The sequence below is a fragment of the Sorangium sp. So ce726 genome (assembly GCF_051521405.1).
Taxonomy (GTDB): domain Bacteria; phylum Myxococcota_A; class Polyangia; order Polyangiales; family Polyangiaceae; genus Sorangium.
Window position 1 is genome coordinate 6305223 of the sequence record NZ_CP150349.1, and the last position, 13483, is coordinate 6318705.

Below are 13483 nucleotides of genomic sequence, written 5' to 3' on the forward strand. Positions count from 1 at the left end.
TGTGGCAAATTGCCTCGCTGCGCGCCCCATGTGAGTCTTGTGGCCTCGCAACGGCTCATGGCCGGCGGTGATGGTGCGCAGGGAGCGGGGCCCCTCTCAGGCGTGGCTCGTCACACGGCGGCCGGCGAGCCCTTCGTCGGGGTCTCCGGAGCCCTCTCCCCCGATGCCGGGCCCGCCTCGGGAGCGTCGTCCGCGCTGTCGCGGGCGACGCCCTCCTCCCTCCGGAACGCATAGAGGATCTGCCGCAGGTACCCCTCCGGAAACTCGACCCCCACGAGCCCGTAGCAGGGCGGCTTCTCCCCGGCCGGACGGTACGCCGTGCCGAAGACCCAGTCCCACACCGCGAGCTTCGTCCCGAAGTTGAAGCCGTACCCGGTGAAGACGCCCGAGTGGTGCCACCGGTGCATCTCCGGCCCGTTGATCACGCACTGGAGCGGGCCTGTCCGGACGTCGATGTTCGAGTGGATGTACATCCCCCACACCGCGTCGAGCGTCGCCTTCATCAGCGCGACCTCGGGCGCGGCGCCGAGCAGCACGATCGGCGCGAACTCGACCGTCTGGTTGATCAAGATCTCGATCGGGTGCGACCGCGACCCCGCGAGCCAGTCGACGTCCTCCACCGAGTGGTGCGCCTCGTGCGTCCTCCAGAGGATCGGCGACCAGTGCTGGAGCCGGTGGAACCAGTAGATATAGAAGTCGTGGATCACGAAGAAGAAGAGGAGCTGCGCCCAGACCGGCCACCCCGTGACCAGGTGAAGGCGCCCTGGCCCCGCCGCCCCGTCGATCGCGCGGATGATCGCGTCGATGACGAGGCCGAGGACATAGCTCTGCGCGAGCGTGTAAAGGAAGAAGTCGTTGAAGAACCCCTTGCGGAAGAGGCGCTGGCCCGGATCGTACGGGAACAGCCGCTCCAGGCCGATGAGCCCCCCCGCCGCGCCCGCGATGAGCAGCGGCGAGAGGACCCTCCAGTCACCAAGCACGTCAAGCAGCATCGCCCCTCAGCCCGCCTCGCTCCGCCTCAGTCGGCGCGCGCCCCGCTCGCCGTGGCGCCGTCCGACGGGCGCACCCTTGCGAGCTTCTTCCGCTGCGCGAGCTCGTTCTCGTAGACCCGCTTGATCCCGTCGCCGAGCGAGCGCTCGATGTCGCGCAGGTTCGCGACCAGCTTGACGAGCCCGACGATCTCGACCGACGCCGCCTGGTCGGTGCCCCACATCGCCCGATCGAGCGTGATGTGCCGCTCGATGAACGTGGCGCCGAGCGCCACCGCCGCGCCCGACGGCGCGAGCCCCGTCTCGTGGCCGGAATAGCCGATCGGGCAGCGCGGGTACCTCGCCTTGAGCGTCGCGATCATCCTCAGGTTGAGCTGCTCCGGCGCGCAGGGGTACGCCGACGTGGCGTGCGCGATGAGCAGCTTGCCCTGCCCCACCGCCGCGACCCCGGCCTCGATCTCCTCCATCGTCGACATGCCTGTCGACGCGATGAGCGGGCGCCCCGTGGCCTTCATCGCGCGCAAGAGGGCGTGATCCGTCAGCGCCGCCGAAGCCGCCTTGTAACAGGGCGGGTCGAACCGCTCCATCACCTCGACCGACTCCTCATCCCAGCACGAGGCGAACCAGAGGATGCCTCGCTCCTTGCAGTAGCGATCGATCTCGGCGTACTCACGCTCGCCGAACTCGACCCGATGCCGGTAATCGATGTACGTCATCCGGCCCCAGGGCGTGTCGCGCTCGATGTGCCACTGGTCCCGCGGCACGCACTTCTCCGGCGTGCGCTTCTGGAACTTCACGGCGTCGCACCCCGCGAGGCACGCGCCGTCGATGAGCTTCTTCGCGATCTCGAGAGAGCCGTTGTGGTTGATGCCGATCTCCGCGATGACGAACACGGGCTCGCCGTCGCCCACGAGCCGATTGCCGATCTTGACGACAGCAGGTGATGACCACATGAGCTAACCTCCATTTCCATTGCCCGCGCGGGGCGCGCGCGCCGCGCCCGCGCCGGCCGCCCCGGAGGGCGGCGAGGCGCGGCTCACGACGCGAGCTCGAGTATCCAGTCGGCGAAATCGCGGAACGCCCCGTGGCCCCCGCGCGCCTCGCACCGGCGGTGCACCGCGCAGAAGACAGCGGCCACGGCGTCGGCGGGCGCGGCGGTGAGGCCCTCCTCGGCGACCGCTCGCAGGATCCCGAGGTCGTTCACGTCGTCGCCGATGTACGCGACCTCGCCGCGCGCGACGCCGGCCTCCCGCAGCACCGCCGGGAGGTGAGCCTCCTTGTCGCGGACGCCAAGGAACACCCGCATCCCGAGCTTGTCCGCGCGCCGCCGCACGCTGGGCGACGTCTCGCCCGTCACGATCGCCGACGCGACGCCGGCGCGCGTGAGGCGCTCCACGCCCATCCCGTCGCGCAGGGAGAAGCGCTTCAGCTCCTCGCCACGCTCAGAGTAATACACGCCGGTGTCCGTCAGGACTCCATCGCAGTCCGTCAGGACGAGCCGGATCCGGCGCGCCCGCAGGCGCAGCTCGGCCTCGGGGAGCTCGATCATCGGAGCGCCCGCCTCACCACGCCGTGAAGCCGCCGTCGACGAGCAGGTTCGCGCCCGTCACGTAGCTCGAGGCGTCGCTCGCGAGGTACACGAGCGCCCCCGTGATCTCTTCCGGCTTCGCCATCCGGCCGAGCGGCGTCTTGCTGGCGTAGTTCTCGATGAAATACCCCTCTTGCCCGGCCTCCACGCCGCCGGGTGAGATCGCGTTGACCCGCACCCCGTCCGCGCCCCAGTACGCCGCCGCGAAGCGCGTGAGCGAGAGCACGGCCCCCTTGGTCGCAGGGTAAGCGACCGATTTGTAGAACGACTGCGTCCCGTCGGGGCGCCGGTAAATCGACTGGTTCGGCGCCACGACGCCATAGGTGGAAGCGATGTTGACGATGCTCCCCCGCCGCCGCCGGGCCATGTGCGCGCCGATCACCTGGCAGCACAGGAACGTGCCCGTCACGTTGACGTCGAGCGCGCGCTGCCAGAGCTCGATCGGGTAGTTCTCGAACCGGGACAGCTCGGCCGAGGCCGCGGGGCTCTCGAACTTGTCGTTCACCGCGGCGTTGTTCACCAGCACGTCGACGCGATCGAACCGCGCGAGCACCGCGTCGGTGAGGCGCTCGACCGCGGCCCGGCGCGTGATGTCGACGCCCTGCCCCGCCGCGAGCCCCTCCTCCGCGGCGAAGCGCTCGCAGGCGGCGTGGTCGAGATCCGCGGCGATCACGCGGGCGCCCGCGTCCCGGAGCGCGCGGCAATGGTGCCTCCCGAGCAGCCCGAGGGCGCCGGTGACGACGGCGACGCGGCCGTCGAGGGAGAAAGCAACGGTGGTGCTCATCGGATCTCCTCAGCCCACGGGCCTCGGCTTGACGTGGAAGTTGTGGGTCTTCCGGAAGACCGGCTCGACCGGCTCGCCCCGGAGGCGCGCCGCGACGTCGCCGCGGCGGGCGGCGTCCCTGAGGATCGGAAGGACCTCTCCATAAGCCTCGAGCACCCGCGCCACGTCCTCGTCGGTGTGCGAGAAGCACATCGTGTGGAAGCCGCCCCAGAGCACGCCCCGCGCGAGCATCTCCTGCTGCACGAGCGACTTCAGGAGGAGCGGCTCGGGGCCCGAGAACGTCACGATCGAGCGGCATTCGGGCCCGGAGCACGCGGTGTACGGCATGTCGAGCGCGCGGGCGAGGCCGTTGTAACCGTCCTTCAGCTTCTTGCCCTGCTCGGCCAGCCGCTCGGGGACGGCCCTGTCGCGGATCTCCTCGATCGTGGCCTTCGCGGCGGCGAGCGACAAGGCCTCTCCACCGAAGGTGGTGAAGAAGAAGACGTCCTTCTCGCAGAGGCGCATGACGTCGCGCCGCCCCGTCAGGATCGACAGCGGCATGCCGTTCGCGACCGCCTTGGAGAAGCAGGCGAGATCGGCCTTCACCCCGAAGCGCTCCTGCGCGCCGCCGAGCGCGAGCCGGAAGCCCGTCCACATCTCGTCGAAGATGAGGAGCGCGCCCCGCTCGCGGCAGAGCGCGGCGAGGCCCTCGAGGAACCCGGGCGCCGGCGCCTCGAACACGGTCGGCTCGAGGATCACACACGCGGTGTCGCCGTCGAGCGCCTCCTCGACGCTCGAGAGGTCGTTGTACTGGAAGGTGAAGGTGAGATCCCTCGCCTCGCTCGGGATACCCGCGCTCCGGTCCGTGACCGCGATGTACCAGTCGTGCCAGCCGTGGTATCCGCAGCACAGCACCTTGCGGCGGCCGGTGAAGGCGCGGGCGAGCCGCACGGCGGCGCTGGTGACGTCGGCGCCGGTCTTGCTGAAACGGACCATCTCCGCGCCCGGGACGACCTCCCGCACGAGCTCCGCCACCTCGACCTCGAGCGGGTGCATGAGCGAGAAGGTGATCCCCTCGGCGAGCTGCTCCGCGATCGCGCGATCCACGGCGGGATACGCGTATCCGAGCGAGATCGGCCCGACGCCCATCACGAGATCGATGAACTCGTTGCCATCCGCGTCCCAGACGCGCGCGCCCCGGCCGCGCACGAGGTACTTCGGCGAGACGCCGCGGACCCACTGGCCAGGGCCCTTCGCGAGCGTCTGCGTCCCCGCCGGGATGAGCCCGCGGGCGCGCTCGAACAGCGCGTTCGATCGGGTGATGTCAGGGTACGAGGCGTGCTGCGGGTGGAGCGCGTCCGCCGGGCTCGGACCGCTCGAATCGGATCGGCTTTGCTTGGGAGGGCTCATGAGATCTCTCTCCGGCTCAGCGGGTGGGAGGCGCAGAGCGCGACGATCGCCGGTCGAGCTCGGCCAGCACGCGGGCGGCGATCTGCCGGCCGGTGAAGCCCTCCTCCTCGAGGACGTCGGCGAGCAGCGCGGGCGTGAACCAGCGATCCCCGAGCGAGATCGGCAGGACGGGCGCGGCGACGCCGCGCGCGAGGCAGAGCTCCGCGACGATCGAGGCGAGCCCGCCGGTCGTGAAGTGGTCCTCGAGGAGGACGGTGAGGCGCGCCGCGGCGAGCGCGTCGAGCACGGCGTCCTCGTCGATCGGCTTGAGCCAGCGGAGGTTCACGACGCGCACCGAGAGCCCCCGCGCGGCGAGCGACTCGGCTGCAGAGAGCGCCTCGCCGACCAGCAAGCCATACGTGAGGATCGCGACGTCGCGCCCCTGGGAGAGAACCTCAGCCCTGCCGATCGCGGGCGGCTCGGGGTGCGGAGACCGCTGCGGGAGGGCCGTGTAGCGCACGTAGCAAGGCGCGGGGCTCGCGATGACCTGGGGGAGACAGGCGACGAGCTCCGCCTCGTCGGCGGGGCAGAACACCTGCATTCCCGGCACGCCGCGCATCAGCGCGACGTCCTCGAGCGCCTGGTGCGTCGGCCCGTTCGCCTCCGAGAGGAAGCCCGGCACCGCGCCGATGAGCTTCACCGGCAGGCCCGGGATGCCGACGTCGGTGCGGATGAACTCGAAGGCGCGCATCACGAGGAACGTGGCGAGCGCGTGGACGATCGGGATGCGCCCGCGGAGCGCCAGGCCGGCGGCGGCGCCGATCATCGTCTGCTCGCAGATGCCGACGTCGATGAACCGGCCGCCGAGGCGGCGGGGCAGGCCACGGATCGCCGCGCGGTTCTCGGCGGTCATCACCATGAGCCGGGGGTCGCCCTGACAGAGCGCGAGGAGCGCCTCTTCGTAACGCACCTTCATCACCTCACGATCCGCGCTTCGGACGTCACCGCCGCCGGGCCGCCGCCGTGGAGCTCCGCGAGCAGCGCCTCGACCTCGGCGCGCGTGAAGCTCACGAACCAGCGATCCGCGCGCCCCTCGATGCTGGGGAGCCCCTTGCCGCGGACGGTCCGCGCGATGATCGCGGTCGGCCGGTCGGGCTCGCGCGGGAGGCCCCGAAGCGCCGCCGCGAGCGAGGAGAAGTCGTGTCCATCGCAGGTCGACGCCGACCAGCCGAACGCCCTGAATTTCTCGTCGATGGGCTCGAGCGGGAGGAGATCTTCCGTGGCCATGTTGGCCTGGAACCCGTTCCTGTCGACGATCGCCACGAGGTTGTCGAGCCCCTGGGCGTGCGCCACGAGGCACGCCTCCCAGATCGAGCCCTCGTCGAGCTCGCCGTCGCCGAGCAGCACGTAGACGCGGCCGTCCTCGGCGCGGAGCTTGATGTCGAGCGCGACCCCGATCGCCACCGAGAGCAGGTGTCCGAGAGAGCCGGAGTGGAACTCGACCCCAGGGACGGCGCGGTTCGGGTGCCAGTAGATGCGATCCGAGGGCTTGAGGTGGTTCTCGAGGCGCGCCCTGGGGATGAAGCCGAGCTCCGCCAGGGTGCCGTAGAGCGCGGGGACGTCGTGCCCCTTCGAGAGAAAGAAGTAGTCGCGCCCCGGATCCGTGGCTGTCGCCGGCGCTATCCTGAGCACGCGCGCGTAGAGGTAGACGAGGATGTCGGCGCACGACAGCGAGGCGCCGATGAAGCAGCCTCCGTCCGCCGACATCCGGACGATGTGCTCCCGGACGCGGAGCGCGAGCGCGGCGAGCTCCGCGCGGCAGGACGGGCCGAGTTCGTTCATGCGGTGTCTCCAGGCACCCTCGTCTCCCTGGCGGACACGGTCCTGAGCTCGCCCAGGTGGTGCCTGTACCAGTTGACGCCCGCGTACCTCGCGTTGATGGCCATGATGTCCGGGCGCGCGGCGAGCAGCTCGAGGATGGGGCCGAGCCTCACGACGGAATTCTGGGGGGTGGAGAGCGCTTCGTAAACGGCCTTCACGAAATCGTAATCTTCTTGATAGTCGACCGTGAACCGGTGAGACATGGAGGCGTCGAGCCGGGTCTCCCAGGTGACGTTGCCGAGCCGGAAGCGGCCCGGGTTGTCCCAGAGGAACGGCGTCGTGTGCTCGCGCTCGAGCGGGCGCCGCGCCTCGCGGAACGCCTGCTCGAGCGCCGCGATGGTCATGACCTCGACGTCGTTTCCGTCGGGATACGTCGCAGGGTGGAGGTTGCTCACGTAATCGTAGCGGCCCTCTGTATTGCGGAAGAACGCGAGCACACGATCGATGACGTCCGGATCGATGAGCGGGCAGTCCGACGGGATCTTCACGACGATATCGGCGCCAGCGAGCACAGCAGCGTGGTAATGGCGGTCGAGCAGATCGGTCGGGTGGCCGCGGAAGCACCGCACGCCGATCGCAGCGCAGAGCGCGGCGATCGGGTCGTCGGCCGGGTCGACCGTGGTGGCCACGGTGAGCTTGAAGGGCGACCGCGCGGCGGCGACCTGCGCGATCATGCGCTGGAGGAGCGGCCGGCCCGCGAGCGGCAGCATCACCTTGCCGGGCAGGCGGCTCGATCCCATGCGGGCCTGGATCACGACGAGCGTCGTCACGCCCTCACCTCCTCCGCCTCGCCGGCGGCCGTGCGCGCCGGGAGGCCGCGCCGGCCGCCCCGCGCGGCGGCCGGCGCGTCGGCCGCGGCGGGCCCCCGCGCGGCGCGCCCCTCGCCTGCGAGCAGGGAGCGGCACACGTCGGCGATGTTGCTGGCGGCGCGCCCGTGCTGGAGGGGCAAGAGCCGCCGGAGCTCGTCGAGGTCGAAGAACGAGTGGACCTCCTTGCCGAGCGCGAGGCCGACGTGGGCCAGCGAGGAATACTGGCAGATGAGCACATCGCAGTTGGCGACCATGTGCTCGGCGCACCCGCCCGTGAAGACGCTCGCCTCGGGCGCGAACCGCGAGATCTCGGCCACCGCGCGCGACACCTTCTCGTTCGGGTGGAGCTTGAACAGGAGCGGGCGCCCGGCGGCGATCGAGCGGGCCTTGCGGATGAACTTCTCGCGGTTCTCGTACCAGAACACCTCACGGATGTCCGATGTGCAGACGAGCACGTAGTGCCGGAAGGGAAAGTTGTTGTCGCGGTAACGCGCGCAGTCGTCGAAGTTCGGTATCCCGGTGACGACGATCTTCTCCGGCCGGACGCCGCGGCGGACGAAGAGGTCGCGGTATCCCGGGCTCGCCACGCAGAAGCGCGTGTACCGGTCGCTGAGGCCGGTGGCCGAGGTGCCCGCGAGCCACCGCGGCAGGAACGGCATCCGCTGGACGAGCGGGAAGAGGAGGCTCTCGGGATCGGTCATCCCCTCCTGGACGAGCACCACGTTCTTCCCGGTGATGTTGCTCGGCCACACGAGATCGGAGCAGTGGAGGACGAGGTCGTAATCGCCCCGCCGGCCCCCGTCGTCGACCGGGAGGCCGTGCTCCCCGAGGTAGTCGAGGCAGCGGCCGCGCAGCTTGTTGCCGCCGATCGTGCCCTCGAGCGCGCCGAGCCTCCGCAAGAGCTCGGCGTCGCGATCGCCGTAATACGGGGTGAAGTACGCGTCGACCTCGGGGAGCTCCCGGGCGATCTGGTGCATCTGCGTCGTCTGGTTGATGGATCCACAGATGAACAGCGCCTTGCTTCTCGACATCATCTCACCTCATCATTTTAAGTTCGCGTCATCTCATCACCACGACGTCTCACCCTCTCGTCACCTCGCTTCCCGCCATGGGGGCGGGCGCCGGGCGGAATGCTGCCCGGCCGCCGAAGAACACGAGCAGGCCGAGCCCTATCCACACGAGCTCCTTGGCGCGCTTGATGAGGACGAAGGCGGCGCCGACCGTGGCCGCGGCGGGCACGCCGAGCGCGGTCAGGAAGGCGACATAGCCGGCGTCCTGCACGCCGAGCCCGGCAGGCACCATGAAGGCGGCGGCGCGGAGGAGCGCGAGGACGACCTCGAACGAGAGGACCTCGGCGAACGAGACGTCGACCCCGAGGAGCCGGAGGAAGAAGTACGTCTCCGCCCCCTCGGCGAGCCACATCCCGAGCAGCAGCAGCGCCGCCGCCGCGAGCGCAGAGCGGCGCTCCCCGAGCGCGGCCGCGTGCCGGTCGGTCGCGGAGAAGGCCGCCTCCCTCGCCTCGAAATAGGCCTTCACGCGCTGGCCGGGCAGACGCTTGAGCCACGCGAAGACCCGCGACGCGACAGTGCCCGAGAGGAGCGCGCCCCCGAGCGCGAGCGCCACGGCGAGCAGGCCGAGCCCCGAGAGGACCACGAGCCACGGGAGCCCCGGCCCGCCGATCAGGGGGCGCGAGGCGCGCTCCAGGTGGCCGAAGCCGAGCGCGAGGGCGATCGCCACATACGCCGCGTTCGCGAGGACGATCAGCGCCCTGCGCGCCGCGATGCCGGCGACGCCCTGCGGCCCCGGGATCCCGCACCAGCGGTGCAGCAGATAGAACGTGACCGACTCGGAGAGGGCAGCGCCAGCGGGGACGCTCATGTTGAGCGCCTCGGTCGACAGCGTGAGCGCGAGATACCGGGAGAACGGCGCGGGGCGCCCGGAAGCGGGGTGGCACGTGTCGAAGACGCGCCGGCTCGCCTCGGCCTGGAGGAGCCGCGCGACGAGGTTGGGGACCAGGGCGAGCGCCATCATCGGCGCTCCCACCGAGGCGATGAGCGCCGCCACGCTCGGGAGATCCGCGCCGCGCAGCGTGCTCCAGAGCGCCGCCGCCGCGACGGCGACCCCGAGCCACCTCAGCGCGAGGGCGCCCGCGCCCGGGCGGGATCGCGCCCCGGGGAGCGGCTCATCGTGGGCGTCACGGGCAAGGAGGGTCATCGCACATTCGCGCTCCGGCGCCGCCGAGGGCCTAAGGTCGAGGGCGTGTGCTCGTATCGCGCAGGCGCGTCGCGCGCTGATGTCATGGGCGCAACGCCGCCGCGACACACCGCGGCACGCCGCGACACCGCGGCGATGCGGCGGGCTCGACCGCTCTGGTCGACCGCGCCCGACGCGCTCGGGCAGCCGAGGAGCGCGCGGCGTGACGCCGGGATCGGCTATCTTCCTGGTTTGTTGGAGACGCGCGGGAGGAGAGAGCGGCTCCTCGGCGGGGTGGGAGGGGGGCGGCCGGAAGGATGGAAGGAAGAGCGAACGTGGAGACGGATCAGGACAGCATCGAGCGGCTCCGGGTGGAGAACGCCGGATTGCGAAAGGAGATCGACAGGCTCCATGAGCAGCTGGAGCGCCGGGAGGAACGGACGCGGCTGATCCTGCAGGCGGCCGGCGAGGGGTTCCACGTCGTCGGGATGAACGGCGAGATCCTCGACTGCAATCCATCCTTCGCCGGCATCGTGGGGTACGACCGGAGCGAGCTCCTGACGATGAACATCGGCCAGATCGACCCGCGGCCGCCGCACGAGATCGCCACGGTCATCGACGAGGTCAAGGCCAAGGGGTCGCTCCGCTTCCTCGCGAGGCACCGGCACAAGGACGGCCACCTCATCGACGTCGAGGTCAGCTCTCACCTCGTCCAGAGCGGTGATGAGCAGTTCTTCTCGGCCTTCTCGCGCCCCCTCACGGAGCAGCTGAAGCGCGAGCAGGCGCTGCGCGAGAGCGAGCAGAAGTTCCGGGCGATCTTCGACGAGACCTCGATGTTCATCGGCCTGCTCACCCCGCACGGGGACCTGATCGAGTGCAACCGGACGATGGCCGATTTCACCGGGGCGCGGCCGGGCGAAGCGCGCGGCGGGCCGCTCTGGCAGGCGCCGTTCTGGGTCGGCGGAGCGCGCGCAGGGGAGCGGATCAGGGAGTGCGTTCGCCGGGCAGCGACGGGCGAGCCGTCCTCGTGCGAGGTCCAGATCCACGGGCCCGGCGGGCGCGTGGCGACGCTCGACCTGAAGATGAAGCCGATCTTCGACATGCTGGGCCAGAGCGTCCTCCTGATCGCCGAGGGGTACGACGTGACCGAGCTCCGGCGGGCCGAGGCGGAGCGCGCGGCGCTTCAAGCGCAGATGATCGACGCGCAGGAGGCGACCATCCGGGAGCTCTCGACGCCGCTCATCCCGCTCGACGCGGGGATCCTGGTGATGCCCCTCGTCGGGAGGCTGGACCGGGTGCGCATCGAGCAGCTGCTGGAGCGCTTGCTCCAGGGGGTGGTGGCGCAGCGCGCGGCCACGGTCATCCTCGACGTCACCGGCGTGCCGGTGGTGGACGCCGAGATCGCGGACTCGCTGATCAGGGCGGCCCAGGCGGTCAAGCTGCTCGGCGCGGAGGTCATCCTCACCGGCGTCGGCCCCGAGGTGGCGCAGACGATGGTGGGTATCGGCATCGACCTCCGGGAGCTCGTCACGCTGAGCTCGCTCCAGAGCGGGCTCCACCACGCGCTGGGGCGCTCGCGCCGCGGCGGGAGGAGGTCGGGCAGCCCGCGGCGCCGCGACGGGTGACGGGCTGCGCACCGGCGAGACATCGCCGTCAGGATCGAGCTCGGGTCAGCGGCGGATCGGCTCGGCGAGCCAGCGGACCAGCGCATCGCTGTCGAGATCGAGCAGGGCGTCCTCGACCTCGCCCGGCCCGATGGCCTGTGCGCGCTCGAGGATCGAGCGCTCCTCCTCGGCGGTCGGCTGGCGCCCGACCCGCCGCGCGAAGAGGCGGCCGAGGAGCTCGGCGACGGCCTTCTGCGCCGCCTCCTTCGCGGCCGCCTTCGCGCCTTCCTGTTCGGCCTCGGCGAGCATTTCCCCGATGATCGGTATGGTCCGGAGCAGCTTCTTCTCCGTCTCCCTGTCCTCCATCAGCATGACGAGCTCCTTCCGCAAGTTGTGCTCCCAGGGGTCGATGGCGGCCATGACCAGGAGCGCTGTGTATAGCTCGATCCGTTCCTCGACGGTCGCCGCCCGCGCGGAGATCTCCGCGACGACCTCACGCATCGCTGCGGCGGTGGCGTCCCTGGTAAGCGGGGCGAACACGAGCCAGAACACGCTGCCTCGCGCCCGGAGCTCGGCCATCGTGCGCTGGTAGACCGCGTCGACACGAAAGTGCGTGCCGCTGAACCGCCGCCCGCGCCAGGAGGTGCGGCGCTTCCCTGTCGCGGGCAGACGCCGCCTGCGACCCGAGAGGACCACGGCGACGCTCTCGATCGGCGGTACCGGCGCTCCGGGAGCCTCGCGCCGGAGCGCCGAAAAGAGGAAGCCGAGGTACTCGAACATCTGGTCGGGCACGTCGTCGCGCAACGCGAAGCAGAACTCGACGTGCAGCACGCGCAGCTCGGCGCCGATGCGCAGGCGCAGCGCCTTGTCGACGCGTCGCTCGAGCTTCGTGACCTGGGTGTCTATCCAGCCGAGGACCTCGACCGACCCGTCCTCGGGGACAAAGACGGACGCCAGGTCGTCAGGAAACCGTCGCGCGATGTGGCGCAAGGTGATGTCGGCGTCTCCCATGCGGCGCGATCTCGGCAGATCGCGTGCCATGGGCCGGAGCGCCGGAATCAGCGTCGTCTTGGCAAGGAGGAGCGCGCTCCGGGGCTGGCGCCGCCATGGCGGAAGGCGGCCGCCCCCGCGCCAGCGGCGGAAGGACAGCGCCCGCGCGGCGCGCCGCTAGGCGGTGCGGCCGCGTGCCTCGCGCACCATCGCCACCATCGCCTTCCGCACCTCGTCCGTCGCCGAGACCGGCGCACCGAACGAGAGGCGCGCCGCCTTCGGCCCCGCCGGCGTGATGACGTCCAGCTCGAAGCCGTAACGATCGACCGAGGTCATCGTGGCGGCGGTGGCGTCCTTGATCCCGGCAAGGACCTTCGCGTACGCGAGGACAGCGTCGGCGTGGTCGGTGTTCATGTGCTCGAGGATGCCCGCGGCGTCGGCGGCGAGCGGATCGGGCTCGGCGGTCGTGTACGCGTCGGCCTCGACCCAGGACATGCGGCCGAAGCCGCCGACGTAGCGGATCGACACCGGATCGAGCCGGTAGAAAGAAAAATCAGTGAAGTCGATGTAGTACGACGCACGCGGGTGCGTCGCGAGGAAGCTCGTCCGGGCGGCGGCCGCATCCGCGCCCTCGAGCGGGCGGCACGGGCCGATCAGCGTCATCCGGCCGAGCGCGAGCGGGTCGGCCAGGCCCTCGGCGGGCTCGGCGAGGAGCAGCGACGCCTCGGCGCGGACCTTGAGGTTGCCTGTGTGCTCGGCGAGCGCCGAGAGCAGCAGCAGCGGGCGCCCGTGCGCGTCCACGGTGACGGCGACGAGCGAGCCGTACGGATAGCCGGCGGGATCCCGCGCGAGCGTGCACAGCGTGGCGGCGCGGGCCCGCTGCGCCAGCGTGCGGCAGCGCTCGGCGTGGCTCGGCGCCTTCGCGCCCTGGAGAGGTGGGTCCGCCGCCGGCTCCGGGCCGGCGCCGGGGCGGCCGTGGTCTGTGCTCGTCGACATGGAAGGGCGGGTAGCACGCCGGGAGGGCCGGCGAAACCGGGGCACGTGCGCTTCGGGGACGCTGCGCGGCGCACCGATCTCGAGCTGCTCGATGGCGGAATCGGTACGCTCCGGGCGGCCCCTGTTCGTCGTCAGCTCAGCTCGACTCGTCGAACACTCCGGTGAGCGCCCCGACGCTGGCGACCTTCCAAGTCAGTGCTCCAGGTGCTCCGCGTTCTCCTGGACCACGCGACGATGCGCTCGCATGCCGCCTCGGGCACCGCAATGCCGCACGCGCAACG

The 13483-nt window shown here is 71.1% G+C and carries 13 protein-coding genes; 1 reads left to right on the forward strand and 12 read right to left on the reverse strand.

Features of this window, described 5'->3' with window-relative positions:
- Positions 1-110: 110 nt before the first annotated feature.
- The 10 genes from WME79_RS23530 to WME79_RS23575 form a co-directional block, all read right to left on the reverse strand.
- Positions 111-992: a sterol desaturase family protein gene (locus tag WME79_RS23530; RefSeq protein WP_437539171.1), complete on the reverse strand. Its 882-nt coding sequence runs from the start codon at positions 990-992 to the stop codon at positions 111-113.
- Between the two features lie 26 nt (positions 993-1018).
- Positions 1019-1942, reverse strand: coding sequence for an N-acetylneuraminate synthase family protein (locus WME79_RS23535; protein ID WP_437539173.1), 924 nt, complete (start codon positions 1940-1942; stop codon positions 1019-1021).
- An 83-nt stretch (positions 1943-2025) separates the two neighbouring features.
- Positions 2026-2538 carry a KdsC family phosphatase gene (locus tag WME79_RS23540; RefSeq protein ID WP_437539175.1) on the reverse strand — a complete coding sequence of 171 codons (513 nt, stop codon included), beginning with the start codon at positions 2536-2538 and terminating at the stop codon, positions 2026-2028.
- 13 nt (positions 2539-2551) lie between these two features.
- Complete coding sequence (locus tag WME79_RS23545; RefSeq protein ID WP_437539176.1) at positions 2552-3361, reverse strand: SDR family oxidoreductase; 810 nt, start codon at positions 3359-3361, stop codon at positions 2552-2554.
- A 9-nt stretch (positions 3362-3370) separates the two neighbouring features.
- Positions 3371-4750 carry an aminotransferase class III-fold pyridoxal phosphate-dependent enzyme gene (locus tag WME79_RS23550; protein ID WP_437539178.1) on the reverse strand — a complete coding sequence of 460 codons (1380 nt, stop codon included), beginning with the start codon at positions 4748-4750 and terminating at the stop codon, positions 3371-3373.
- Between the two features lie 16 nt (positions 4751-4766).
- Positions 4767-5705: a transketolase family protein gene (locus WME79_RS23555; RefSeq protein WP_437539180.1), complete on the reverse strand. Its 939-nt coding sequence runs from the start codon at positions 5703-5705 to the stop codon at positions 4767-4769.
- Entirely contained in the window at positions 5705-6571 is an 867-nt protein-coding gene (locus WME79_RS23560) for a transketolase (protein ID WP_437539182.1), read from the reverse strand. Before WME79_RS23560 ends, WME79_RS23555 begins: the two co-directional genes overlap by 1 nt.
- Entirely contained in the window at positions 6568-7380 is an 813-nt protein-coding gene (locus tag WME79_RS23565; RefSeq protein WP_437539183.1) for a cytidylyltransferase domain-containing protein, read from the reverse strand. Before WME79_RS23565 ends, WME79_RS23560 begins: the two co-directional genes overlap by 4 nt.
- The gene (locus tag WME79_RS23570) at positions 7377-8453 is read right to left on the reverse strand and encodes a hypothetical protein (protein ID WP_437539185.1); all 1077 of its coding nucleotides are present in this window, start codon (positions 8451-8453) and stop codon (positions 7377-7379) included. The genes WME79_RS23565 and WME79_RS23570 overlap by 4 nt, the downstream gene beginning before the upstream one ends.
- A 46-nt stretch (positions 8454-8499) precedes the next feature.
- Positions 8500-9633, reverse strand: a complete 1134-nt coding sequence (locus WME79_RS23575; RefSeq protein ID WP_437539187.1) for a lysylphosphatidylglycerol synthase domain-containing protein — start codon at positions 9631-9633, stop codon at positions 8500-8502.
- A 314-nt stretch (positions 9634-9947) separates the two neighbouring features.
- Here WME79_RS23575 and WME79_RS23580 point away from each other — a divergent pair, with 314 nt between their 5' ends.
- Positions 9948-11237 carry a PAS domain S-box protein gene (locus tag WME79_RS23580; protein ID WP_437539189.1) on the forward strand — a complete coding sequence of 430 codons (1290 nt, stop codon included), beginning with the start codon at positions 9948-9950 and terminating at the stop codon, positions 11235-11237.
- 45 nt (positions 11238-11282) lie between these two features.
- Here WME79_RS23580 and WME79_RS23585 read toward each other — a convergent pair whose 3' ends face one another.
- Both WME79_RS23585 and WME79_RS23590 read right to left on the reverse strand, forming a co-directional pair.
- Positions 11283-12227 carry a hypothetical protein gene (locus tag WME79_RS23585; RefSeq protein ID WP_437539191.1) on the reverse strand — a complete coding sequence of 315 codons (945 nt, stop codon included), beginning with the start codon at positions 12225-12227 and terminating at the stop codon, positions 11283-11285.
- Positions 12228-12383: 156 nt separating this feature from the next.
- Positions 12384-13202, reverse strand: a complete 819-nt coding sequence (locus tag WME79_RS23590; RefSeq protein WP_437539193.1) for a HugZ family protein — start codon at positions 13200-13202, stop codon at positions 12384-12386.
- Positions 13203-13483: the final 281 nt, after the last annotated feature.

What these genes read in the sequence shown, in the direction of transcription:
- WME79_RS23530 (WP_437539171.1), bottom strand. Translation starts at nt 992, where the DNA reads ATGCTGCTTGACGTGCTTGGTGACTGGAGGGTCCTCTCGCCGCTGCTC.
- WME79_RS23535 (WP_437539173.1), bottom strand. Translation starts at nt 1,942, where the DNA reads ATGTGGTCATCACCTGCTGTCGTCAAGATCGGCAATCGGCTCGTGGGC.
- WME79_RS23540 (WP_437539175.1), bottom strand. Translation starts at nt 2,538, where the DNA reads ATGATCGAGCTCCCCGAGGCCGAGCTGCGCCTGCGGGCGCGCCGGATC.
- WME79_RS23545 (WP_437539176.1), bottom strand. Translation starts at nt 3,361, where the DNA reads ATGAGCACCACCGTTGCTTTCTCCCTCGACGGCCGCGTCGCCGTCGTC.
- WME79_RS23550 (WP_437539178.1), bottom strand. Translation starts at nt 4,750, where the DNA reads ATGAGCCCTCCCAAGCAAAGCCGATCCGATTCGAGCGGTCCGAGCCCG.
- WME79_RS23555 (WP_437539180.1), bottom strand. Translation starts at nt 5,705, where the DNA reads ATGAAGGTGCGTTACGAAGAGGCGCTCCTCGCGCTCTGTCAGGGCGAC.
- WME79_RS23560 (WP_437539182.1), bottom strand. Translation starts at nt 6,571, where the DNA reads ATGAACGAACTCGGCCCGTCCTGCCGCGCGGAGCTCGCCGCGCTCGCG.
- WME79_RS23570 (WP_437539185.1), bottom strand. Translation starts at nt 8,453, where the DNA reads ATGATGTCGAGAAGCAAGGCGCTGTTCATCTGTGGATCCATCAACCAG.
- WME79_RS23575 (WP_437539187.1), bottom strand. Translation starts at nt 9,633, where the DNA reads ATGACCCTCCTTGCCCGTGACGCCCACGATGAGCCGCTCCCCGGGGCG.
- WME79_RS23585 (WP_437539191.1), bottom strand. Translation starts at nt 12,227, where the DNA reads ATGGGAGACGCCGACATCACCTTGCGCCACATCGCGCGACGGTTTCCT.
- WME79_RS23590 (WP_437539193.1), bottom strand. Translation starts at nt 13,202, where the DNA reads ATGTCGACGAGCACAGACCACGGCCGCCCCGGCGCCGGCCCGGAGCCG.